This window comes from Streptomyces rimosus subsp. rimosus, from assembly GCF_000720725.1.
GTDB lineage: Bacteria > Actinomycetota > Actinomycetes > Streptomycetales > Streptomycetaceae > Streptomyces > Streptomyces rimosus_A.
The window spans coordinates 24361-47146 of sequence record NZ_JOCQ01000027.1 but is presented as its reverse complement, the minus strand read 5'-3'; the positions used below and the strand labels follow the sequence as shown (position 1 = coordinate 47146).

Below are 22786 nucleotides of genomic sequence, written 5' to 3'. Positions count from 1 at the left end.
CTCCGTCAGTTCACGGACTGGAGGTTGTCGGCGTCTATCTGGGCATCGAGCTCACGCAGCCCCTTGTCGAGGTCGGGAACTTTCCCGGCCTCGGCGTTGTACGAGAAGTCCTGGAGCGCCGTGATGTACTGCCCGCCGTTGATGGACGGTGGCATGGCCTGGCTGTGCGGATTCCGCGCGATGTCGATGAACGTACGGAACGACGGATCGGCATCCAGTTCCGGCGACCTGAGCGCCGCGAACGTGGACGGCACATTGTGGATGGCATTCGCGAACCGCACCACCTGGTCCGTGTCCGCCGTCAGGAACTTCAGCAGTTCCCATGCCGCGTTCTGATGCTTGCTGCTGTGCGCGATACCCGCGACCGTGCCGGTCAGATAGCCCCGCCCGTACGTGTCCGCCTGGTCGTCCGGCACCGGCATCGGTGCCGACCCCCAGTCGAACTTCGCCTTGCCCTCCTTCAGCATCAGCCCGCGCCATTCACCGTCGAGGTGCATCGCCGCCTTCTGCGTCATGAAGGAACTCTGCGACGACATCTCGTCGCCGAACTTCGTACGGAACTTCTCCAGCGCGGCGTAACCGCCCTGCGCGTCCAGCAACTCCCGCTGGAAGGTGAGGAACTGCTTGCTCCGCGGATCCCTCGCCAGCTGCGCCTTGCCCTTCTTGTCGAAGTACGTCGGCCCCCACTGCGCGAACAGCCGGTCCGGACTGTTCTGGTAGAGCCGGAAGTTGGGCACGAATCCGGCGCGCTCGTACGACCCGTCCGGCTTGCGCTTCGTGAGCTTGGCCGCGTCCCGTTTGAACTCGGACATGGTCCGCGGCGGCCGTTCGATCCCGGCCTCCTTGAACGCGTCCTTGTTGTAGTAGAGCCCGTAGGAATCCGCGAGCAGTGGCAGGGCGCACTGACTGCCCTGATAGCTGGTGTAGTCGAGGAAGGTCTTGGGGAAGACCTTCGTCTTCTCCATACCCGTCTTTTTCATGAACGGGTCGAGATCCACCCACATACCCGACGAGCAGTACTGGCCCACGTTGTTGGTGGTGAACGACGAAACGACATCCGGCGCGTCGTCCCCGCCGGCCCGCAGGGCCTGGTTCACGGTCTCGTCGGTGACGTTGTTGACCGTCTTCACCTTGATGTTCGGATGCAGTTTCTCGAACCGGGCGATACTGTCATCGACCGCCTTCACCTCGGCCTGGTTGGACCACCCGTGCCAGAACTTCAGCGTCACGGGCTGGGTCGGGTCGTCGCGATCGCTGCCGACGCTCGGATTGGCGCAGCCCGAAAGAATCAGACCGGCCCCGGCGAGCGCCGCTGACAGGCAGATGCGCATGCGCGGACGCGGCATGGCGAACTTCCTTTACGGCAGGGGTGAGGACAGGAGGTGGTGATGGCATGACACGAGGTGGTGCGACTGCGTGTGCGTGCGGGGAATTCGACGCCGGTGATGGAACGGGCGGAGGTGGCACGCGGGGAGCCGTTCGGGCTCTTGGTGTGATGAGTCCAGGCGTGGCCGGTGAATAATCGGCGCGTGGGGCGAGTGCGTGATCGGCTTGCGGCCGGGCCGGGTGACCGGGCCGTCCCCGGCCCTCCGTACCGCCGTCTCATCACGCCGTGTCGAACACAGCGTTACGCGCCTCGGCGAGCGCCGTTTGCAGCGCGCCGGTGAGAATCGGATTCCCCTCGACATTGCTGATCCGAATCTCCGGCCGCGGCAGCGCGAGCCCCGAGAACTCTCCCTCGACCAGTTCACGCAACGTCTCTCCGCCCGCCTGGGCGACCTCCCCGGAGAGCACCACCAGCCGGGGGTCCACGACGGCGACCACGGCCGCCAGCCCGGTCGCCAGGCGCCGCGCCACCTCGGCGCGTACGCGGTCGTCGTCCAGTGCCTCGTGGACCGTACGCACATCCGCCGCGCCGTACTCCCGCGCCAGCTCCACGACACTCGGCGAGCCGACGAGGCGCTGGAAGCCCCCGCCGCCGTCCGGCCGCGCCGCGTCGCGGTCCCCGCCGCGGGCGAGCGGCGCGCCCGGCAACGGCATGTAGCCGATCTCGCCCGCGCCTCCGGTGGCTCCGCGCAGCAGCTGCCCACCGAGCACGATGGCGGCGCCGACCCCCTCGTCGGCCCACACCAGCACGAAATCGTCGAAGTCCTGCGCGGCACCGTCGTGCTGCTCGGCGACCGCCGCCAGATTCACGTCGTTCTCGATCACGATCGGTACGCCCAGCACGCCGGCCAGCTCGTCCTTGAGCGCCCGCGCGTGCCAGCCGGGCAGGTGGGGCGCGTACCGCAGCACACCGGTCTGCGGGTCGAGCGCGCCGGGCGTTCCGATCACCGCCCCGTGCAGGCGCTCCCGCGACAGCCCGGCCTTGTCGAGCGCCCCGTCCACGGCGGAGGCCACGAGCTGCGCGGTCTTCCGGGGCGCGTCGTCCTCCACCGCATCCGTACCGACCCGCTCCTCGCCGAGCACCCGCCCGGTGATGTCGGCGACGGCGGCGGTGATGCCGCCCTGGTCGACGGCGAGCGCGGCCACGTAGGCGGTGTCCGGATTCACCTCGTACAACTGGGCGTTCGGCCCCGGCCGCCCGGTGACGTTGCCCGTCGTACGCACCAGCCCGGCCGCCTCCAGCCGCGCCAGCAACTGCGACGCGGTGGGCTTGGACAGCCCGGTCAGCGCGCCGATCTGCGTACGGGTCAACGGCCCCTGCGCCACGAGCAGGTCGAGCGCGGCCCGGTCGTTCATGGCCCGCAACACCCGCGGCGTACCAGGAGTCCCCTGCCCGCCCTGCCCTGTGCCCATGAAGCCCGCCCCACCTCTCACTGCGCGACCTGCAGATCTGTTAGGAAAGTTTCCAATCGATGCACAGGAACGTAAGCGCCGCGTCAGCGGGACGTCAATGGGTCTGGACCACTGAGTTTGAGCGCGCCCCAGACGGTCTTACCCGGGCCGGCGCGGTCGACCACGCCCCACGCGTCGGCCAACGCTTCCACGACCACCATGCCGCGGCCGTGCTCGTCCAGTGGCTCGGGGGACCGGACGACGGGGGTTCCGTCTCCGGCGTCCGAAACCTCGATCCGAAGGGTATCGCTGATCAGGGCGAAGTGGATCTCGATCCGCCGCCCGGGCCCGGTGGCGGCCAGCACGGCGTTCGATGCGAGTTCGCCGACCACCAGTTCCCCGCTCTCGACGATGGTGGGCTTCAGATCCTGCGCGGCGGCCCACTTCCGAAAGGCTTCACGCGCTCGGCCGGGGCTTTGCCGGTGCCGGGGGAATCGGTGGGTCACGGAGGCAGGGCGAAGCGAACGCTCGATCATGGCGAACCCCTCAGAGGGTGCGAGAACGGACCTTCAGCAGACTGCACCCATCCAATTACTTCGAGCAACGTTTCTTGGTGCCACGAAAGAGTGAAGTTCCGTTGCGGACTATGTGGCGGGTTCGCCAAACTGGCCGCTTCTCAGGGGAGGTTGCATGCCCGCACGACGCTCCACCGTTCAACCGTCCACCGTCCTGGGCCGGCAGCTGGGCGATGAGCTGAGGCAGTACCGGGAAGCTGCCGGGCTGTCCACCTCGGCTGCTGCCGAAGCTCTCGACTGCACCAAGGCGAAGATCAGTCGCATCGAGAACGGCCGTGTTCCGGTGCGCGTTCCCGACCTGATGGCTCTACTGCACACGTACGGCGTCGGTGCCGGCCAAACCTTGGAACGGCTTACCACTCTCGCTCGCTCCGCCAATCGACGGCGCCGCGAGGGCTGGTGGAATCAGTACGGGCCCGTCTTGGAAGACACATACCGGGACTACATCGCCCTTGAGGCCGTGTCCGACAGCATCAGGACCTACCAGAGCCAGCTGATTCCCGGCCTGTTGCAGACACCCGCGTACGCGCGGGCTGTCACCGTGGCCTCGAAAGCCTGGCAAACTCCCGATGAGATCGAGCAGTTCGTCAAAGTGCGAGCTGCCCGTCAGGAACGGTTGACCGCTGACCAGCCCTTGTCCGTCTGGGCCGTCATGGCGGAGGGCGTACTGCACCAACGGGTGGGCGGCGCAGACGTGATGCGCGCCCAGTTGGAACACCTGGTTGCCATGACTGGACTGGCGAACGTGACGGTTCAGGTCCTCCCATTCTCGCGTGGTGCCCACGGGGGTATGTTCGGTCCGTATCTGCTGCTGAGCTTTCCGCAGGTGTCGGCTCTGGATGTTGTGCTCATGGAGCACCCCACCGGTCACATCTGGCTGGAGCAGGAGCCGGAGGTCGCGCGTTACCGTGATCTCTTTGACGACGCCCGCACGTCGGCCCTCTCGCCGGCGGAGTCCGTGGCCCTGATCGAACGCATCATCTCCAAGGAGTACCGAGCATGAACGTCACGGGCGTCACCTGGCGCAAGAGCACCTACAGCGGCGGCCAAGGCGAATGCCTGGAGATAGCCGACGGCCTCCCAACCCACTCACCCGTCCCCGTCCGTGACAGCAAGCGCCCGACCGGCCCGCACCTCCTCTTCCCCGCCCCCGCCTGGGCGGCCTTCATCGCGCATGTGAAGGTGACCTCACGCTACTGATCCTCCAGCCACTGGAATATCTCCTCCCAGAAGCGGCAGCCCTCCACCGGCTCTATCTCGTCGATCAGCTCGCGCACCTCGCGCAGCACCGCATCGTGATCGTCCCCGAAGAGCCGGCTCTCGAAGGACGCCCACAAGCCCAGAGCACCCGCCAGGAGCGGCAGGCTGTCGGCCACGTGGCCCGCGTAACCGGCCGCGTGATCCCATCCGTTGGGGTCGTACAACGAGACGCTGCCCCTATCGCCCAGCAGCATCAGGCTGTACCCCATCGACTCACCCATGCCATACGCGTACGACTTCGGCGGGGAGTCGTCGTCCGGGTAGCGGTTGCCGAACAGTTCGTCCGGGTCTTCCGACCAGGGGCCGTCTTTGGTCAGGTCGGTGGAGTCGTAGTCCAGGAAGCTCAGGTGGACGGACGGGAACCCGACCTCGGTGAGGAACGTGCGGCTGTCCGTGTCCTCCAGGCGCTCAGGAAGCTCGTCCTCCGTCGGCCGCCACAGCGACCCGGCACCGAATATCGACTCCAGCCACTCCGCCGTCGGCTCCAGGGCGGCGGCCAGCAGCGCCTCCCGGTCCGTGGCGGCACGGCTCGCCTGCCATCCCGTTTCCGTTCCCGTTTCTGTTTCCGTTTCCGTCCCGCTCATCGGTCAGCCCCCGTGCTTCCCTCGTCCGTCACCGATCCGTCGTGCTGTGACCAGTCAACCCCACGGCACTGACAACCGATCATGGTGAGCATGGACAGCAGCACACGTGGGTTCGGCATTTCACGGACGCGAGAGGACGGCCGCCCCCTGCCGGACCGCCTCCTGCTGGACCGCCTCCTGCCGGAACGTCCCTTGCCAGGCCGCGCCCACCCCCGGCGCGGCGTGCCGGCTGCGCGCCGCTCCGCCCACCGGGGCCCCGCCCCGGCCGCTCACCTCATGACATCCCGTTCAAGACCTTGTCCAACATCACCGGCACCTCCCGCACCCGCACCCCCGTCGCATGCCGCACCGCGTTGACGACGGCCGCCGCCGTCCCCGTGATGCCGATTTCGCCGATGCCCTTGATGCCCAGGGGGTTGACGTACGGGTCGTCCTCGTCGATCCAGTGGGCCTCGATGCTGCGCACGTCGGCGTTGGCCGTGACGTGGTAGTTCGCCAGGTCGTGGTTGACGAGGAGGCCGTAGCGCGGGTCGGTGACGGTTTCCTCGTGGAGGGCCATGGACAGGCCCATCGTCATGCCGCCGACCAGCTGGGAGCGGGCGGTGCGCGGGTTGATGATGCGGCCGGCCGCGAAGACGCCCAGGAGGCGCGGGACGCGGATCTCGCCGGTGTCGGCGTCCACCCGTACCTCGACGAACTGCGCGCCGAACGCGTGCATCGCGAAGCGTTCGGCGTGCGGGTTGCCGGGGGTCTCGGCCTGGGCGTGGTCGCCGGGGGACGGGTCGTTTCCATGGCGCTCACGGAACGTCCGGGCCGCCGCCACGATCGCCGAACCCCACATCGCCGTACCGGAGGAGCCGCCCGCGACGGTCGCTTTCGGGAGGGCGGTGTCGCCGATGCGCAGTTCGACGGCGTCGAGGGGGACGTCCAGCCGGTCCGCGGCGATCTGGGCCAGTACGGTCCAGGCGCCGGTGCCCAGATCGGCCGCGCCGATGTCCACCCGGTAGCGTCCTTCGCCCACGTACTGAACGGCGGCGACCGATCCGGGCACGCGGTTGACCGGGTAGGCCGACGAGGCGACGCCCGTACCGACCAGCCAGCGGCCGTCCCGCCGTACCCCCGGGCGCGGGTCGCGGCCGTGCCAGCCGAAGCGGCGGGCGCCTTCGTTGAGGCACGCCACCAGGTTGCGGCTGGAGAAGGGCTTGCCGGTCTCCGGGGCCACCGGCGCGTCGTTGCGGATGCGCAGCTCGACCGGGTCCATGCCGAGGCGTTCGGCGAGTTCGTCCATGGCCACCTCGGGCCCGAACATGCCGGGGCACTCGCCGGGCGCCCGCATCCAGGACGGCACCGGCACGTCCAGGTGGGCCAGCCGGTGGGTGGTCCGCCGGTGCTCCGCCGCGTACATGGTCCGCGTCGGATTGGCGGACTGCTCGGCGAACTCCTTGATGCGCGAGGTCTGCTCGACGGCGTCCATTCCGATGCCGGTCAGCCGGCCGTCGGCACCGGCCGCGAGGCGTACCCGCTGGTACGTCGGGGTGCGGTAGCCGACGAGGGTGAACATCTGCTGCCGGGTCAGGGCGAGTTTCACCGGTCGTCCCGGCACTGCCCGTGCTGTCAGCGCGGCCAGTACGGCGTGCGCGTGCGGCTCGCCCTTGGAGCCGAAGCCGCCGCCGACGTACGGGCAGATCATGTGCACCCGGCCGCGGTCGATGCCGAACACCTCGGCCAGGGTGTCGCGGTGCCCGTGCACGCTCTGGGACGAGTCGTACAGCGTCAGCTCGTCGCCCTGCCAGACGGCGATCGTCGCGTGCGGCTCCATCGGGTTGCAGTGGGTCATCGCCGTCACGTACGTCTCGTCCAGCGCCACCGCTTCCGGGTCCGCCGCGGCCGCCTCCATGGCGGCGTCCAGATCGCCCAGCATGCTGTCCGTGTCCGCACCGCCGTTGGCCGAGTCCGGCCGGTACAGCTCGTTCTCGTCCGGTTTCAGTTCGGATTCGTGTGGCTCGGTGGCGTACGTGATCCGTACGAGCGAGGCCGCATGCCGCGCCGCCTCCGGCGTCTCGGCGATCACCGCCCCCACGATCTGCCCGTGGAACGCCACCTCGGGCTCCTGGAGGATCGCCAGTTCCGCATCGTCCGTGGACGCCAGCCGCTCGGCGTTCTCGTACGTCAGTACGGTGATGACGCCGTCCTCCCGGCACGCGGCCCCGGTGTCGACGGACGTGATGCGGCCACGGGGGACGGAGGACAGGACGGCGTGCGCGTAGCAGGGGTTCTCGACGGGGTGCTCGAAGGCGTAGGGAGCCTGGCCGGCCACCTTGGCCCGCGCGTCGGCGCGTTCGAGGTCGGCGCCGACGGCCCGGCCGCTCCCGGATGTCTCGGATGTACTCGTCATCGTGCGCCCTCCAAGCTGCCGCTCGGGGTCTCCGGTACGAGATCGCGTACGACGGCGGCCAGCGTGTTCCGGACGAGTGGGATCTTGAACGCGTTGTCCCGCAGCGGATGGGCGTCGGCCGTCTCCGCGTCGGCCGCCGTACGGCAGTTCTCCTCGGTGGCCGGCAGCCCGCGCAGGGCCTGTTCCGCACGCTCGGCCCGCCACGGCTTGTGCGCGATCCCGCCCAGCGCGATCCGCGCCTCCCGTACGGTGCGGCCGTCGTCCTCCAGGTCGAGGGCCACCGCCACGGAGACCAGCGCGAAGGCGTACGAGGCGCGGTCGCGCACCTTGCGGTAGCGGGAGCGGGTTGCCCACGGCAGGCCGGGCAGTTCGACGGCGGTGATCAGCTCGCCGTGCCGGAGCACCGTGTCCCGGTGCGGCGCGTCCCCGGGCAGCCGGTGGAAGTCGGTGACCGGGATACGGCGCTCGCCGTCCGGGCCCAGGGTCACGACCACGGCGTCCAGGGCGGCCATCGCCACCGCCATGTCGGAGGGGTGGACGGCCACGCAGTGCGAGGAGGCCCCCAGGATGGCGTGGTAGCGGGTCCAGCCCTCCAGGGCGGCGCACCCGGTACCGGGGTCGCGTTTGTTGCACGGGGTGCTGGGGTCCTGGAAGTAGGCGCAGCGGGTGCGCTGGAGGAGGTTGCCGCCGGTGGTCGCGAGGTTGCGCAGCTGCCCGGACGCGCCGGAGAGCAGGGCCTGGGAGAGGACCGGATAGCGCGCGCGTACGGCGGGGTGCGCGGCCAGATCGGCGTTACGGACGTTCGCGCCCACCCGCAGTCCGCCGTCGGCCGTCTCCGCCACCTCGTCCAGGGGCAGCCGGCTGACGTCGACCAGCAGGTCGGGGGCGGTGATGCCGAGTTTGAGATGGTCGACGAGATTGGTGCCGGCGCCGAGGAACGCGGCCCCCGGGTGCGCCGCCACGGTGGCGACCGCGTGCTCGGCGTCGGTGGCACGCTCGTACCGGAACGGCTTCACCGGCCCGCTCCCTCGGCCTCGGCGGCGGCCGCGACCGCCGGAACGATGTTCACATACGCCCCGCACCGGCACAGATTGCCGCTCATCCGCTCGGCGATCTCCTCATGGTCGAGACGAGCGGGCGCGATGTCGCCTTCGGCACCCACCTCGGTGACCACGCTCGGCCACCCCTGCGCCGCCTCCCGCAACACGCCCACCGCGGAACACACCTGCCCCGGCGTGCAGTACCCGCACTGCAACGCGTCATGATCCACGAAGGCCTGCTGTACGGGATGCAGTTCGCCGTCCGTGCCCAGTCCCTCGGCCGTGACGATCTCCGCCCCGTCGTGCGCCACGGCCAGCGCCAGGCAGGTCGTCGCCCGCCGCCCGTCCAGCAGCACGGTGCACGACCCGCACTGCCCGTGATCGCACCCCTTCTTGGGACTGGTGATCCCCAGCCGCTCCCGCAGCGCGTCCAGCACGGTGGTCCGCGTATCCACCGTCACCTCGCGCTCCTGCCCGTCGACGCGCAGCTTGATCTCGGTCTCCATGGTGAAGCGAGTCACCAGGGGAGGGGGTGGTAAACGGGGCATGTGGGTGATCTAGGGGCCGGTAGCGTTGAGGTGGGTGTGTGGGGGGTGGTGCTGCCGGGTGGGCGGACGAAGTTCTCGATCTCGGTAATCAGAGGGGCGGCGGGTGCGTGGCGCACCCGATCCGGAATCGCCGTGGCGCCGCACGCGGGAGCGGGTTCCGAAACGGAGAGGCAATGATATTTGCGGAGCCGGACCGTCTCTTCAAAGTGTGGGAATACACGGTCTCCCACCGCATGCTACTGCTTCGCAGTGACACGGATCTGTCCATGAGGACACTGCCGCGTATCGAGGTCTACGCGGGCGGCGTGCAGACCATGTTTCTGCACTCGATGATGCGCGGTCTGACGGTGGCGCCGGCGGACGAGAGTGAAGTCGCCGAGATCTCGGCCAAGTATGGAGTGGGTGCGGAAGTGGGAATTACCTACGTACTGAAGTCCGGGAACGGGCGGGGATTCCTTGTTTCCGGTCGGCCGTCCTGGAGGAAGGCGGTCCGGGAAATCGATGCACCCACGCTCTTCGACTTCACTCAGCCGTGGCCGCCTGGGGATGACGTCAGCTGGGGAGAAGTCGAGTAGGGCAAAGGGAAACGCTGACGAACCAGCCTATGCATATGCCGCTTGCTCCGTCCCATGAAGCGGGACGGAGCAAGCGGCACGCCGGGCAGTACTACTTGCTCAGATTCGGCGCCGGAATAGGCGCAGTAGCCAGCGACTGCGGCGAAGTCGGGCTCGCCAGGGCCGACGGGGCGGCCACCGCGGCGCTGGGGTCCGGGGCCGGGGGCTCGTCGGCGAGGGGGGCGGCGGGGCGCGGGGCCAAGGTGATGCCCTCTGTGTCCAGGGCCTTCTTGATGCGCCAGCGGAGTTCGCGTTCTATGCCCAGGGCCTTGCCGGGCATGGTCTTGGCGGAGACGCTGATCGTCACGGAGTCGAGGTGGACCTCGCTCAGGCCGAGGACCTCGACCGGCTCCCAGAGCTGTTCGTTCCAGGGCTCGGCCTTGGACATCTCCTCGCCGACGGCCTTGATGACGTCGCGGGCGCGGTCCAGGTCCTGGTTCGGGGCGATCATGACGTCGACGGCGGCGGTGGACCAGCCCTGGCTGAGGTTGCCGATGCGCTTGACCTCGCCGTTGCGGATGTACCAGATGGCGCCGTTCGGGCCGCGCAGCTTGGTGACGCGCAGGCCGACCTCGACGACCGTGCCGGTGGCCACGCCGGCGTCGATCTCGTCGCCGACGCCGTACTGGTCCTCCAGGATCATGAAGACGCCGGAGAGGAAGTCGGTGACCAGGTTGCGGGCGCCGAAGCCGATGGCGACGCCCGCGACGCCGGCGCTGGCCAGCAGCGGCGCCAGATTGATCTTGAGCACGGACAGGACGGTGAGCGCGGCGGTGCCCATGATGACGAAGGAGGCGACGCTGCGCAGCACCGAACCGATGGCCTCGGAGCGCTGCCGGCGGCGCTCGGCGTTGACCAGGAACCCGCCCAGCGCGGTGCCTTGGGCGGCCGTCGCGGTGCGGTTCATCCGCTCTATGAGTTTGGTGATCGTACGCCGGATCACATGCCGCAGGATGACGGCGATGACGATGATCAGCGCGATCTGCAGGGCGGAGGTGAGCCAGGTCGCCCAGTTCTCCTCCACCCATCCGGCGGCGTTGGTGGCCTTCTCCGTGGCGTCGTCGAGCGACGCCCGGCGGTGCGCGCCGGGCGGCGTGGCGGCTGGGGAAGCGGACCAGAACACAGCAGGGACCTCCGTGTGGGACAGCAGACCCGGGTCGGGACGGACCGTGACCCGGGCAGACCAACCACACTAACGGGGCAACGGGGGCGGTCCGCGCCGGTGTTCGAGAGTGACCGGACCAATTGCGGGACTTTTTGGGGGGAAGTAAAGGCGTGTGGTCGAAAACACCTCGGACCCGTTACCCGGTGATGGTGGCGCCGCGACCAGGCACCGGGGGACACTGTGGGGAGATCGTCCCGGCGCGAGCCACGCGCCGCCGGCGTACAAGGAGGCACCCGTGCCGCATGTCCTGGTCCTCAACGCGTCGTACGAGCCGCTCGGCGTCGTACCGCTCCGCCGCGCGCTCATCCTCGTCCTCAACGAAAAGGCCGTCAGCCTAGAGGAGTCCGGCGCCCTGATGCACAGCGCGACCCGTGTGATGCCCGCCCCGAGTGTGGTCCGCCTCAAGCGGTTCGTGCGGGTGCCTTTTCGCGGTCCCGTCCCCCTGACCCGTCGAGCCCTGTTCGCCCGTGACGGCGGGCGGTGCATGTACTGCGGTGGCGTCGCAACCAGCGTCGACCACGTCGTCCCGCGCAGTCGCGGCGGCCAGCACACCTGGGAGAACGTCGTCGCCGCGTGCCGCCGCTGCAACCACGTCAAGGCCGACCGGCATGTCGCCGAGATCGGCTGGCGGCTGCGGCATCAGCCCGCCCCGCCGTCCGGCCTCGCCTGGCGGATCATCGGTACGGGGCATAGGGACCCCCGTTGGCTGCCATATCTGCAGCCGTACGGGGCGGATGACGCGCTGGCCCGGATCGACGCCGTATCGGCTTAGATCCGGGTTTTTGCATGGCGGGGCGCTCCCGGCCGGGCCCGGACGCTGTCCGGGCCCGGGTTTCCGGGGGTGTGGTGCCGAGAGCGCTCTAGCGGCCGTCGCCCGGCCACATCCCGTCGGCTGACGGGCCGCCACCGGATGGGTTCCCGGCGGTGCCGGGCCGGGCGGGCGTGCCGGGTCGGGAGTTGCCCGGTGCCTGGGGCGGCGTCGGCTTCTGCTGGTCCGGGCCCTTCACCGCGTACGCCTCCACGCTCCACAGGGAGTAACCGAAGCGGGTCGCCCGCTTGTCGCCCTGAATGCGGACGTAACGGGCGTCCTTGGCGTCCATGCGGACGGTTTCGCGGCCGCCCTTGCCGTCCCGGACGGTGGCCGCCGTACGCCAGGTGACGCCGTCCGCGGAGACCTGCACGCGGTAGGCGGCGGCGTGGGCCTCCTGCCAGGTGAGGACGAGGCGGCCGAGGCGGACGGGGCGCGGCAGTTCGAGCTGGAGCCAGGCGTCGTCCTCGGCGGGGGAGGACCAGCGGGTCTTCGGGTCGCCGTCGGTGGCGGCGGTGGCCGGGAACTCGGGTGCCTCGTCGCCGGAGGAGGTGGCCGTGGCCTCGCGGGCCAGGTCGGGCCCGGCGGTGGGCGGGTAGGTGCGCAGGGTCAGCGTCTGCTTCTGGTCGCCGTAGGTGACCGGGATCTCGTACGTGCCGGCCCGCGCGTCCTTGGGGACCGTGATCTGGATACGGGCGGTGGCCGTGCCGCCGCGGGGTGCCGTGACGTGCTCCGGCGCCCGTACGGTGAAGCCCTTGGGGGCCTTGGCGGTGAGCTTGCCCTCCACGTCGGCGGGGCGGCGGGAGAAGATCAGGGCGTCCACGGAGGCGGTGCCGCCGGTGTCGGCGTCGACGGTGGCCCGGGACAGTTCCAGGCCCGCCGCCGGGGTGTCGGCGAACCACGGGGTGAAGGAGTGCACGGACGGCGGGGGCGTGCCGTCCTTCCAGGACAGCCGGACCGCGTCGGCCTTCAGTCCGCGCGCCTCGGTCTGCGTCCAGCCGGAGTCGGACAGGCCGCCGAGGCGGCGCCAGCCCTCGCCGGGGACGTGTGCCTCCACGGAGACGGCGGCCGAGGACGGGCTCGGCTCGGTGAGGGCGGTGACCGCGGTCAGCGGGCGGGGGCGGTCGAACGGGACGGACAGGGAGGCCGGGCCGGCGCCCTCTTCGGGCTGCGGTGTGGTGTCGGGGCGGGCGCCGTTGTCGGAGGCGGCACCGGTCCAGGCGTCGGACTCGGTCATCGCGCGGTCGAGGAAGGGCCCGAGAACGCCCTTTCCGACCGTCGCCGGACTCTTCTTGATCTTCTTGTGCAGGTCCTGCACGGCGCGCTGCGCGGACCACGCGGCGGCGCCGTCCCCGCGGGCCTGCGCCACCAGCATGTCCACCGCGCGCTCGCCCGCCGAGCCGTAGCGGGCCAATTGGCGGGCCCAGGGACGTACTTCGTCGGCCAGGGCGGGAGCCAGCCGCTCCGGGGCGCCGCTCATCGTGTGGAAGGCGGCCCGCAGCCGGGCGGCGGCCTGGGTGTAGCGCTCGTCGTCGCCCCGGTCGCCGCTGTTGGTGGCGGCGGCGCGGGTCTTCCAGAACGTCTCGATCAGCGGCTTCAGGTACGCGGACTCGTCGGTGCCGAGGACCGAGGAGGCGTCGTTGCCGGCCAGCGCGTGCAGCGCGGCGCGCGAGGCGGCGTCGTTGCCGGCCAGGTCGTCGACGGCGGCCTGCCAGGACGCGCCGGGCCGGTAGCCGCGCGGGTTCCAGGCGAAGTCGGCGGCGGTGAACAGCGCGACCCGGGACGCGGTGGGCTGCGCCATGGCGTTGGCCAGCAGCGCGTTGGAGCCGGTGGCGACGGCGGGTTCGCGGCCCGTGTAGGGGCCGAGGAAGATACGGTCCTGCGCATAGTCGTTGACCGGATAGTTGTCCATCGTGACCACCGGGTGATCGAACACCTGGCGGGCCTTGGACAGTTCGGCACCCGTAATGGTGCGCGGGACGACGCCGACGCCGGTCCACGCGACCTCGACCCGGTCGGACAGCTCGGCGGCGAGCGTGTCCCGGTAGGCGGTCGAGCCGTCCTGGTAGTACTCGGTCGGCATCAGGGAGAGCGGTGCCGCGCCGGGGTACTTCTTGGCGAGGTGGTCGGCGAGCGCGCCCGCCACCTTCGCGTGCGCCTTGGCGGCGGCCTCCGGGCCGGAGCCGAAGGTGTCGGCGTCCGCGTCGCAGTGCCACTCGCTGTAGCTGACGTCCTGGAACTGGAGCTGGAAGGCGCGCACCCCCAGCGCCCACATCGCGTCCACCTTGCGGCGCAGCGCCTTCAGGTCGTCCTCGGAGGACATGCACATGGCCTGGCCGGGCGAGACGGCCCAGGCCAGCGTCACGTGGTTGGCGCGCGCCCGCTCGGCCAGCGCCCGGAAGTCCGCGCGCTGCGCGGCGGGGTAGGGCTCGCGCCAGCGGAACTGGCGGTACGGGTCGTCGCCGGGCGCGTAGAGGTAGCGGTTCTGCTTCGTACGGCCCATGAAGTCGAGCTGGTCCAGGCGCTGCTGCGAAGTCCAGGGCTGGCCGAAGAAGCCCTCGGTCATGCCGCGGACGGCGGTGCCCGGCCAGTCGCGGACGACCGCGGGGGCCAGCTCCTTGCCGCCGCCCTTCCCGCCGCTCTCCGCGCGGTCCACGACGAGCTGCCGCAGGGTCTGTACGGCGTGGAACAGGCCGTCCGGGCCGACGCCGTCCAGGGCGACGGTGTCCCGGCCCGCGGCCTCGCCGACCGCGAGGCGGTAGCCGCCGGTCGGCAGGTCGCCGCGGGCGGGCGCACGCAGCGCCTTCAGCGCGGTCTCGGCGTCCGGGCCGCCGACGCGGAAGACCGGGCCCTTGCCGGGCGGCGTCTGCCCCGGTGCGCCGTCGTGGACCGTACGGACCCCGGCGTCGCGCAGCAGGGCGCGCAGCGCTTCCAGGGCGTACGGGTCGGAGTCCGGTGCGGCGACGATGGCGGCCTCGTCGCCCAGCTGTACGGAAGTGCCGCCCGCGCGCATCGACTGCGGGCGCGGCCATACGGCGGGCAACTGCCCGGCGGACGTGGTCCGGCCGTCGTCCTGCCCGGGCAGATCCGGCGTGCCGACGGCCGGGTCGGCGGGCGCCGCGTGGGCGGGTGCGGTGCCGCCGAGCAGCCCGCCGATGACGGCGGCGGCCAGGGCCGTGGCCCCGGCGACGCGTGTACGGGTCCGCGCCCGTACGGAGCCGAGGCGGCCGATGCTGCCGGTGCCGGTGCTGGTGGGTCCGGCCGGGTACGGACGGTAGGCGCCGTCGCCCAGGGGGTCGCCCGTGGGCGCGCCTACGGGGGTGTCCGCGAGGGCGTCCGGGCACGCACGCGCGCGGTCGTCCCCGGCGCCGCCCGGGCGCGCACCGCCGCTCCCGGCCCCCTCGCCCTGCCTGCCGACCTTCCCAGCGTTCCGAACGCCGCTCCGGACTCGCACGGTCTCTCCTCAGTCCCCGTATTCCTACTCACCGGCCGACCGGTGTCCGCACCGGCCGTCCGCTGCCCGGCCGCCCCGCGGCCGCGCGCCCCTGAGCCGACTGTCGCGACGGAGCCCTGCACCCCGTGGAACCCCGCCGGACAAGCCTTCGGCAGTGAGCCCACCACTGTGGTGGTGAGGGTGTCAACGGCGGAAGGCGAAGTGCCGGGTTTGCCCTGTGTGACCGGCGTGTCGCGGCGCGTCGAAGGGGCCTCGGGGGGTCGGCCGGTGGGCCGGCCGGGGGTGGACCGCGGGCGGCTCCCCCCGGCGCTCCGGCCCGCTGGTGCAACCGGCACCACCGGCCCGAAGGATCTCCTCCGGAACGCCCTTCCCGTGGGCAGCCCTGCGCCGTCACCCGTCCGCCACCGGTAAATCGCCTGCACGAGGGATGTGTGACCTGGACCACGTTGATTGAATGGATACGTCTGCGACCGCGCCGAGTGGGTAGGGCAGGTCGTGTCCCACTACCGACGAACGGGAGGCCCTCCGTGGCCGCGTCCGCTCAGCTCCTCCTCGACGCACTGTCGTCCGCCCCCGAGTACCCCGCGACGCGCGGCGAATCCCGCGCCCCGGAGAATTCCGAGCCCGAGAAACCCACCGAGCCGGATCTGTTCGACGGAGTCTCCGACCCCGACTCCGGCCTGGACGGCTCCGGCTCCCTGTGCTTCTGCGAACCGCCGCTGACCAGCGAGCCCCCGCTCGCCGACGCCGCCCCGCTCACGAGCGAGTCCCCGATCGCCGCCGAGCTTCCGCTGACCAGCGAGCCCACCGCGGCCGGCCTGGGCACGGAGTCCATGGAGGTCTGATGGGCCGACCGCGGCTCGCCGGTCTGCACGGCGTGTGCACGTCCTACGAGCCCGCGCCGGGCCGCACCGTCCACGTCGGTGACGACACCGTCGTCGCCGTCCTCGCCGCCCTCGGGGTCGACGCCTCGACACCGCAGGCCGTACGCGCCGCGCTGGAGGCGTACGAGCACGGCCCCGCGCGCGCCCTGCTCCCGCCCGCCGTCGTGGTGCGCCCCGGGCGCCCCCCGGAACTGTCCCGGCTGCCCGACGGCACCGCCCTGCGGGTGGAGACCGACTCGGGCGAGGTACTGGACTGGGGACTGGACCCCGGTGGCCGTACGGACTACGCGTACGAGCCGCCCGCGCAGCACCATGCGTACGGGCCCTCCAGCCAGGAGTACGCGCACGGGCCCTCCGGCCAGGACCCGGACCGCAGTGGCGGCCGGACGCCGTACCCCGCCCGCGCCGGAGACCGGACCCGCGCCCGCGGACCGGACGGCTACGTGGGCCGCCTCCCCCTGGGCGTCCACACCCTGCGGGCCCACACGCCCGACGGCCGCTCCGCCCGCGCGCACCTGATCGTCGCCCCCGACCGGATGCCCGCGCCGCCCGGCCGCGCCCACGGCTTCATGGTGCAGCTCTACTCGCTGCTCTCCGGCCGCTCCTGGGGCATGGGGGATCTGGGCGACCTCGCCGACCTGGCCGCCTGGTCCGGGCGTGCGCTCGGCACCGGCTTCCTGCAGATCAACCCGCTGCACGCCGCCGTCCCCGGAGCGCCCACCGACCCCTCGCCGTACCGCCCCTCCTCCCGCCGCTTCCCCGACCCCGTCCACCTCCGGATCGAGGACGTCCCCGAGTTCGCCCACCTCGACGCCGCCGCCCGCGGCCGGGTCGACGCGCTGCTCGTGCGCGCCCAGAAGCTGCGCGAAGCGGTGCTCTGCAAGGACGCGCTGATCGACCGGGACGCCGTGTGGGAGCTGAAGAAGGAGGCGCTGGAACTGCTGTGGAAGGTGCCGCTGAGCCCCGGCCGGCGCGCCGCCTACTGCGACTTCCTCGCCGAGCAGGGCACCAGCCTGGAGGACCACGCCACCTGGTGCGCGCTGGCCGAACGGTACGGTTCCGACTGGCGCGGCTGGCCCGCGGGCCTGGACGATCCGCGCTCCGCCCGTACGGCCCGGATGCGCGCCTGTCTGCTGGACCGCATCGACTTCCACAGCCGGCTCGCGTGGTTCACCGACCAGCAGCTCGCCGCCGCCCAGCGCGCCGCCGAGGAGGCCGGGATGGGCATCGGGCTGGTGCACGACCTGGCCGTCGGCGTCCACCCGTCCGGTTCCGACACCTGGGCCCAGCAGACCGCCTTCGCGGCCGGTATGTCCGTCGGCGCGCCGCCCGACGCCTTCAACTCGCGCGGCCAGGACTGGGGCCTGCCGCCCTGGCGGCCGGACGCGCTGGCCGCTCAGGGCTACGCCCCGTACCGCGACCTGCTGCGCGGCATCCTGCAACACGCCGGCGCGCTGCGCATCGACCACGTCATGGGCCTGTTCCGGCTGTGGTGGGTGCCGGAGGGCCGGCCGCCGACGGAGGGCGCGTACGTGCGTTACGACGCCGAGGCGATGCTCTCCGTGCTGGCCCTGGAGGCGCACCGCGCGGGGGCCGCGGTCATCGGCGAGGACCTGGGGACGGTCGAGCCGGTGGTGCGTACGGAGCTGGCCGAGCGCGGCGTGCTCGGCACGTCCGTGCTGTGGTTCGAGCGCGACTACGCGAAGGAGCCCGCCCGGCCGCTGCCGCCGGAGAGCTGGCGGGCCGGCTGCCTTGCCACGGTCACCACGCACGACCTGCCCAGCACGGCGGCCCGGCTGACCGGCCGGCACGCCGAACTGCGCCACGGCCTGGGCCTGCTGGACCGCTCCCTCCAGGAGGAGCGGGCGGCGGAGGCCGTCGAGGTCGGCGAGTGGCTGGCGGTGCTGATACGGCTGGGACTGCTGCCCGAGGGCCGGGGCGACGAGGAGGCCGCGGTCAAGGCGCTGCACCGCTATCTGCTGCGCACCCCGGCCCGCATGGTCGGGGTGTGGCTGCCGGACGCAGTGGGCGACCGGCGCCCGCAGAACCTCCCGGGGACATGGGATGAATACCCCAACTGGCGCCTGCCGATCACCAATCCGGAAGGGCGCCCGCTGTCGCTGGAGGAAATTGCCGCGTCGCCCCGGCTGCATGCGCTGATGAGGGAGCTGCGCGCGATGCCGCAGTAGAAGGGGGCGGGAGCGGCGGTCCGATGGCTGACCGGCCGCCTCCGCCGCCGGTCTTCCCGTCCATCGGGCCGTACGGCACCATGCCGTGGACGCCGTCCAGAGATCCGACCTTTCACGGTCGGGGAGTTGGAGGGAACCATGGCAAGAAGCCGCTCGCGCGCCCGCCTCGGCACGGCCCTGGCGCTCACCGTCGCCGCCACCCTCGCACCGGTCCGGGCCACCGCCGGCGAGCCGCCCGCTCCCGCATCCGCTCCCGGGCACCGGCCCGCCGCAAGCCCCTGCCACGCCCCCGTACGCCCCGCCTCCCAGATGACCGTCGAGCCCTGCGACACCCCCGCCCGGATCATCGAGAAGGCCGCCAATGTCGTGCCGACCGCCGCCCAGCGCGCCTGGCAGCAGCGGGAGGTCACCGCGTTCACCCACTTCGGCATGAACACCTTCACCGGGCGGGAGTGGGGTTCCGGCACCGAGGACCCGAAGCGGTTCGCGCCGCCGCGCATCGACGTCGCCCAGTGGATGCGCGCGTACAAGGCGGCGGGGGCCGAGCAGGTGATGCTGACCGTGAAGCACCACGACGGCTTCGTGCTCTACCCCAGCCGCTACACCCCGCACTCCGTCCTCGCCGCGCCCGGGAAGCCGGACGTCGTCGGCGCGTACGTACGGGCCGCCCGCGCGGCCGGGCTCAGGGTGGGCTTCTACCTCTCCCCGTCCGACGGCGCCGAACTGCCGCACGCCTGGCACGCGCGCTGGGTCGAGGTGGTCCGGCGCAAGCACGACGAGGGCGCGCCGCTGAGCCTGCCCGAGCGGGTCGCCCTGGAGGACCGCGGACGGGCGCCCGCCGGGCTGGGCCGCTTCGGCAACGGCAGCCCCGCCACCGAGCGCACCATCCCGACCCTCGTCCCCGGCGACGACCGCGCCGGCGCCGTACGCGACGGGCGGCTGCCCTCCTTCACCGTCCGCGCCGACGACTACGACGCGTACTACCTCAACCAGGTCTACGAACTGCTCACCCAGTACGGCCCGGTCGAGGAGCTGTGGCTGGACGGCGCGAACCCTTGGGCGGACGCAGGCATCACGCAGAAGTACGACGTGCGCCAGTGGTTCGGGACGATCCGCCGCCTCTCGCCGCGCACCGTCGTCTTCCAGGGGCCGCAGGGCGTGCGCTGGGTCGGCAACGAGAAGGGTGTGGCGCGCGAGACGGAGTGGAGCGTCACCCCGTCCGCCGTCGATCCCTGGTCGGTGCTCTCCGGCGGCCTGCCGAACGACTCCACCGACGCCGACATCGGCTCCCGCGCCAAGCTGTTGGCACCCACCACGAAGTACCTCCAGTGGTATCCGGCGGAGGCGGACGTCTCGATCCGTCCCGGCTGGTTCCACCACCCCTGGGAGCGGCCCAAGACGCCCGCCCGGCTGCTGGACCTGTACGAGGAGAGCGTGGGCCGCAACGCGTCGCTGCTGCTCAACGTGCCGCCGGGGCCGGGCGGCCGGATCGACGCGGCCGATGTCGCCGCGCTCACCGGTTTCGGGCGGGCCGTACGGGAGACGTACGGCCGCGATCTTCTGGAGGGCGGCCGGGCCCCGGGCGCGGTCACCTTCGACCGGGTCGGGCTCGGCGAGGACCTGCGCCACGGGCAGCGGGTGGAACGGTTCGCCGTCGAGGCGCGGACCGGCGGGGCGTGGCGGCGGATCGCCGCGGGCACGACGGTCGGCCACCGGCGCATCCTGGCGCTGCCCGCGCCGGTGACCGCCGACGCCGTACGCGTACGGGTCCTGGCGGCCCGCGCCGCCCCGCAGCTGAAGCCGGTGACCGCGCATCTGACCGGGCGGTGAGGGGGCGGTGACGGGGCCCGCGGAGGTCCTGACGAGGCCCGTACCACCTCCGTACCGGCCCGGTCAGCCGTTAGGCCACCCCGCGCGCGCGAGGGTGAACGGCGTCCGATACGTTGACCTCGTGAGCAATCTGGTCAAGAAGAACGCCCTGCGCGCCGGAACCGTCACGGCCGGCACCGCGCTGCTGCTGCTGATGTCGTCCCCCGCGTTCGCGCTCACCCGCGACGATGGTGACGACCCGGGTCCGGGCCTGAGTGTCGTCCAGACGCTCGGCCTCTACGTGGCCGCTCCCATCGTCCTCTTCCTGGTCATCGCCGGTCTGGTCATGATCGGTGACAAGTCCCGCAAGCAGCCCAAGGCCTGATCCGGGGCTCACTCCACGCCTCTTCGAGGGCGTCCGCAGGTTCGCGAGAACCGGCGGGCGCCCTTTTTGCGTTGTGCGCGGGCGGGCGCGCCGCACGGCCGGGCTTGTGCGGAGGCGGGGATTCCACCCGGGGCCGGTCCTCACACCGACCTAACCTACGATGGCGTAACCTACGGGCCCGTAGGTAACCCCGTCCTCAGGAGTCCCCGTGACCATCGCCCCCGACCGCCACGCCCAGGAGCGCGGCCAGGCCGCCTGGAGCGACACCCGGCTGCTGTTCGCGCTCGAAGAGGTCGTCGAGAAGGAGCTCAACCGGCATCTGAAGGCGGCCAAGGACTGGATGCCGCACGAGTACGTGCCCTGGAGCGACGGCCGCAACTTCGACGGCGTCATGGGCGGCGAGCCCTGGTCCGCCGAGCAGTCCAAGGTCTCCGACATAGGCCGTATCGCCCTGGTCGTCAACCTGCTCACCGAGGACAACCTGCCCAGCTACCACCACGAGATCGCCACCCTCTTCGGGCGCGACGGCGCCTGGGGGACCTGGGTGCACCGCTGGACGGCGGAGGAGGGCCGGCACGGCATCGTGATGCGGGACTACCTGCTCACCAGCCGGGCCGTCGACCCGGTCGAGCTGGAGAACTTCCGCATGGCCCACATGTCGGCCGGGTTCGAGTCCGACAACGCGCACAGCATGCTGCACTCGGTCGCGTACGTCGCCTTCCAGGAGCTGGCGACCCGCATCTCGCACCGCAACACCGGCCACCACTCCGGCGACCCGGTCTGCGACCGCATGCTGTCCCGCATCGCCACCGACGAGAACCTGCACATGGTCTTTTACCGCAACCTGCTCGCCGCGGCGTTCGAGCTGGCGCCCGACCAGACCATGTGCGCGGTGCGGGACGTGGTCACCGGCTTCCGCATGCCGGGCCACGGCATGCCCGGCTTCGAGCGCGCCGCGGCCCGGATGGCGCTCGGCGGCATCTACAACCTGCGCATCCACCACGACGACGTGCTCCAGCCGGTGCTGCGCTACCTGAAGGTCCTGGAGATCGGCGGCCTCGGCCCGGCCGGGCTGCGGGCCCAGGAGGAACTGGGGCTGTTCATGGGCGGGCTGGACGACCAGGCCCGCAAGTTCGACGAGCGGCTGGCGGCCCGGGAGGCCCGCCGGGCGGCGCGGAAGTAGCGGCCCGGGAGGCCCGCCGGACAGCGCGGGACAGCGGTCCGGGAAGTCCGCCGGACCGTGCGGGGGCAGCGGCGCGCCACGGTGCCCGCCGCCCCGCCTGCGTACGCTGCCCGCATGGCCGACTGGGACATCAAGAAGCTGCGCATCCTGCGCACCCTCCACGAGCTGGGCACGGTCACCGCCGCCGCCGAGGCGCTGCACCTGACCCCGTCGGCGGTCTCGCAGCAGCTGACCGCGCTGGCCAAGCAGCTCGGGGTGACGCTCCTGGAGGCGCACGGCCGCCGCGTACGCCTGACGGACGCCGCGCACCTCGTCCTGCGGCACGCCGAGGCCGTCTTCGCGCAGCTGGAGCGCGCGGACGCGGAGCTGCTCGGCTACCTCCAGGGCGAGGCGGGCGAGGTACGGGTCGGCGCGTTCTCCACGTCGATCCCCGCGCTGGTGGTGCCCGCCGTACGGGAGCTGCGCCACTCGCACCCGGGGCTCCATGTGTCCGTACGGGAGGCGGAGGCGGAGGCGGCGTACGAACTGCTCGCCGAGGGCAGCGTCGACCTCGCCCTCTCGCTCGCCGCGCACGCGCCGACACCGCGCGACCCCAAATTCACCCGGGTCTCGCTGCTCGCCGACCCGCTGGACGTGGCGCTGCCCGCCGGGCACCCGCTGGCCGGCGAGCCGGGGCTGCGGCTGGCCGACCTGGCGGGCGAGCAGTGGATCTACGGGAGCAGCGGTCCCTGGTCGCAGATCACCACCACCGCGTGCGAACACGCCGGATTCGTGCCGGAACAGGCGCACGCCGCCGCCGACTGGGACGCGATCCTGGCGATGGTCGGCGCGGGCATGGGGGTGGCGCTGGTGCCGCGGATGGCGATGTCGGGGGTGCGGGGCCGGTCCGGGCCGGGTGGCGGCGACGGCCGCGTACGGGGAACGGCGGTGGCGGTACGGGTGCTGCGCGCCGACCAGCCGCGGCGGCACGTGGTGGCGGCCGTACGGCGCGGGGCGGAGGGCGCGCCGGGGCTGGCACGGGTGCTGGCCGGGCTGAGGGAGGTGGCGGAGGGGCTGGCCGTACGGCCGGAAGGGAGCGAGGGCTGATAGCGGTGCTGTGCTCAGCTCACCGCATC

19 protein-coding genes are annotated in these 22786 nt (G+C 72.0%); 10 read left to right on the top strand and 9 right to left on the bottom strand.

What is annotated here, in order from left to right:
* Positions 1–5 precede the first annotated feature (5 nt).
* From IH45_RS0116325 to IH45_RS0116315, 3 genes are all read right to left on the bottom strand, one after another.
* The gene (locus IH45_RS0116325; RefSeq protein ID WP_030667825.1) at positions 6–1346 is read right to left on the bottom strand and encodes an ABC transporter substrate-binding protein; all 1341 of its coding nucleotides are present in this window, start codon (positions 1344–1346) and stop codon (positions 6–8) included.
* 259 nt (positions 1347–1605) lie between these two features.
* Positions 1606–2742: an ROK family transcriptional regulator gene (locus tag IH45_RS0116320; RefSeq protein ID WP_030667821.1), complete on the bottom strand. Its 1137-nt coding sequence runs from the start codon at positions 2740–2742 to the stop codon at positions 1606–1608.
* A gap of 140 nt (positions 2743–2882) precedes the next feature.
* Entirely contained in the window at positions 2883–3314 is a 432-nt protein-coding gene (locus tag IH45_RS0116315; RefSeq protein ID WP_030667818.1) for an ATP-binding protein, read from the bottom strand.
* A gap of 154 nt (positions 3315–3468) precedes the next feature.
* Between IH45_RS0116315 and IH45_RS0116310 the strand changes: the two genes are divergently transcribed.
* Positions 3469–4356, top strand: a complete 888-nt coding sequence (locus tag IH45_RS0116310; protein WP_030667814.1) for a helix-turn-helix domain-containing protein — start codon at positions 3469–3471, stop codon at positions 4354–4356.
* Entirely contained in the window at positions 4353–4553 is a 201-nt protein-coding gene (locus IH45_RS0116305) for a DUF397 domain-containing protein (RefSeq protein ID WP_030667811.1), read from the top strand. The genes IH45_RS0116310 and IH45_RS0116305 overlap by 4 nt, the downstream gene beginning before the upstream one ends.
* Here IH45_RS0116305 and IH45_RS0116300 read toward each other — a convergent pair.
* The 4 genes from IH45_RS0116300 to IH45_RS0116280 all read right to left on the bottom strand — a co-directional run bounded on the left by IH45_RS0116300 (position 4547) and on the right by IH45_RS0116280 (position 9138).
* Positions 4547–5197, bottom strand: a complete 651-nt coding sequence (locus IH45_RS0116300; RefSeq protein ID WP_050514900.1) for an SUKH-4 family immunity protein — start codon at positions 5195–5197, stop codon at positions 4547–4549. The two genes, IH45_RS0116305 and IH45_RS0116300, sit on opposite strands and share 7 nt — an antisense overlap.
* A gap of 274 nt (positions 5198–5471) precedes the next feature.
* Entirely contained in the window at positions 5472–7592 is a 2121-nt protein-coding gene (locus IH45_RS0116290) for a xanthine dehydrogenase family protein molybdopterin-binding subunit (RefSeq protein ID WP_030667804.1), read from the bottom strand.
* Positions 7589–8608 carry an FAD binding domain-containing protein gene (locus tag IH45_RS0116285; RefSeq protein WP_030667801.1) on the bottom strand — a complete coding sequence of 340 codons (1020 nt, stop codon included), beginning with the start codon at positions 8606–8608 and terminating at the stop codon, positions 7589–7591. Before IH45_RS0116285 ends, IH45_RS0116290 begins: the two co-directional genes overlap by 4 nt.
* Positions 8605–9138: a 2Fe-2S iron-sulfur cluster-binding protein gene (locus IH45_RS0116280; protein ID WP_030667799.1), complete on the bottom strand. Its 534-nt coding sequence runs from the start codon at positions 9136–9138 to the stop codon at positions 8605–8607. Before IH45_RS0116280 ends, IH45_RS0116285 begins: the two co-directional genes overlap by 4 nt.
* 308 nt (positions 9139–9446) lie before the next feature.
* On the opposite strand from IH45_RS0116280, the gene IH45_RS0116275 reads away from it, so the two are divergent.
* Entirely contained in the window at positions 9447–9755 is a 309-nt protein-coding gene (locus tag IH45_RS0116275) for a hypothetical protein (protein ID WP_158813105.1), read from the top strand.
* Between the two features lie 91 nt (positions 9756–9846).
* Here IH45_RS0116275 and IH45_RS0116270 read toward each other — a convergent pair whose 3' ends face one another.
* Positions 9847–10917, bottom strand: a complete 1071-nt coding sequence (locus IH45_RS0116270; protein WP_030667793.1) for a mechanosensitive ion channel family protein — start codon at positions 10915–10917, stop codon at positions 9847–9849.
* Positions 10918–11194: 277 nt separating this feature from the next.
* Between IH45_RS0116270 and IH45_RS0116265 the strand changes: the two genes are divergently transcribed.
* Positions 11195–11731, top strand: coding sequence for an HNH endonuclease (locus IH45_RS0116265; RefSeq protein WP_003982442.1), 537 nt, complete (start codon positions 11195–11197; stop codon positions 11729–11731).
* Positions 11732–11819: 88 nt separating this feature from the next.
* Here the strand turns inward: IH45_RS0116265 and IH45_RS0116260 are convergent, their stop codons facing one another.
* Positions 11820–14999, bottom strand: a complete 3180-nt coding sequence (locus IH45_RS0116260) for a beta-N-acetylglucosaminidase domain-containing protein (protein ID WP_050514903.1) — start codon at positions 14997–14999, stop codon at positions 11820–11822.
* A gap of 749 nt (positions 15000–15748) precedes the next feature.
* Here IH45_RS0116260 and IH45_RS0116255 point away from each other — a divergent pair.
* The 6 genes from IH45_RS0116255 (at position 15749) to IH45_RS0116230 (ending at position 22757) form a co-directional block, all read left to right on the top strand.
* Positions 15749–16066, top strand: coding sequence for a hypothetical protein (locus IH45_RS0116255; protein WP_030667788.1), 318 nt, complete (start codon positions 15749–15751; stop codon positions 16064–16066).
* Positions 16066–18294 carry a 4-alpha-glucanotransferase gene (gene malQ / locus IH45_RS0116250; RefSeq protein ID WP_030667785.1) on the top strand — a complete coding sequence of 743 codons (2229 nt, stop codon included), beginning with the start codon at positions 16066–16068 and terminating at the stop codon, positions 18292–18294. Before IH45_RS0116255 ends, malQ begins: the two co-directional genes overlap by 1 nt.
* A 138-nt stretch (positions 18295–18432) precedes the next feature.
* Complete coding sequence (locus tag IH45_RS0116245; protein WP_030667783.1) at positions 18433–20124, top strand: alpha-L-fucosidase; 1692 nt, start codon at positions 18433–18435, stop codon at positions 20122–20124.
* A gap of 121 nt (positions 20125–20245) precedes the next feature.
* Positions 20246–20488, top strand: a complete 243-nt coding sequence (locus tag IH45_RS0116240) for a hypothetical protein (protein WP_003982447.1) — start codon at positions 20246–20248, stop codon at positions 20486–20488.
* A gap of 208 nt (positions 20489–20696) precedes the next feature.
* Positions 20697–21671, top strand: a complete 975-nt coding sequence (locus tag IH45_RS0116235) for an acyl-ACP desaturase (RefSeq protein ID WP_030667779.1) — start codon at positions 20697–20699, stop codon at positions 21669–21671.
* A 114-nt stretch (positions 21672–21785) separates the two neighbouring features.
* Positions 21786–22757, top strand: coding sequence for a LysR family transcriptional regulator (locus IH45_RS0116230; RefSeq protein WP_030667776.1), 972 nt, complete (start codon positions 21786–21788; stop codon positions 22755–22757).
* The last annotated feature ends 29 nt before the right edge of the window (positions 22758–22786 follow it).

Excerpts from the sequence above, each read along its gene's own strand:
- malQ (WP_030667785.1), top strand. The coding sequence starts at position 16,066 with ATGGGCCGACCGCGGCTCGCCGGTCTGCACGGCGTGTGCACGTCCTAC.
- IH45_RS0116325 (WP_030667825.1), bottom strand. The coding sequence starts at position 1,346 with ATGCCGCGTCCGCGCATGCGCATCTGCCTGTCAGCGGCGCTCGCCGGG.
- IH45_RS0116305 (WP_030667811.1), top strand. The coding sequence starts at position 4,353 with ATGAACGTCACGGGCGTCACCTGGCGCAAGAGCACCTACAGCGGCGGC.
- IH45_RS0116280 (WP_030667799.1), bottom strand. The coding sequence starts at position 9,138 with ATGGAGACCGAGATCAAGCTGCGCGTCGACGGGCAGGAGCGCGAGGTG.
- IH45_RS0116310 (WP_030667814.1), top strand. The coding sequence starts at position 3,469 with ATGCCCGCACGACGCTCCACCGTTCAACCGTCCACCGTCCTGGGCCGG.
- IH45_RS0116320 (WP_030667821.1), bottom strand. The coding sequence starts at position 2,742 with ATGAACGACCGGGCCGCGCTCGACCTGCTCGTGGCGCAGGGGCCGTTG.
- IH45_RS0116230 (WP_030667776.1), top strand. The coding sequence starts at position 21,786 with ATGGCCGACTGGGACATCAAGAAGCTGCGCATCCTGCGCACCCTCCAC.
- IH45_RS0116245 (WP_030667783.1), top strand. The coding sequence starts at position 18,433 with ATGGCAAGAAGCCGCTCGCGCGCCCGCCTCGGCACGGCCCTGGCGCTC.
- IH45_RS0116300 (WP_050514900.1), bottom strand. The coding sequence starts at position 5,197 with ATGAGCGGGACGGAAACGGAAACAGAAACGGGAACGGAAACGGGATGG.
- IH45_RS0116315 (WP_030667818.1), bottom strand. The coding sequence starts at position 3,314 with ATGATCGAGCGTTCGCTTCGCCCTGCCTCCGTGACCCACCGATTCCCC.
- IH45_RS0116290 (WP_030667804.1), bottom strand. The coding sequence starts at position 7,592 with ATGACGAGTACATCCGAGACATCCGGGAGCGGCCGGGCCGTCGGCGCC.
- IH45_RS0116275 (WP_158813105.1), top strand. The coding sequence starts at position 9,447 with ATGAGGACACTGCCGCGTATCGAGGTCTACGCGGGCGGCGTGCAGACC.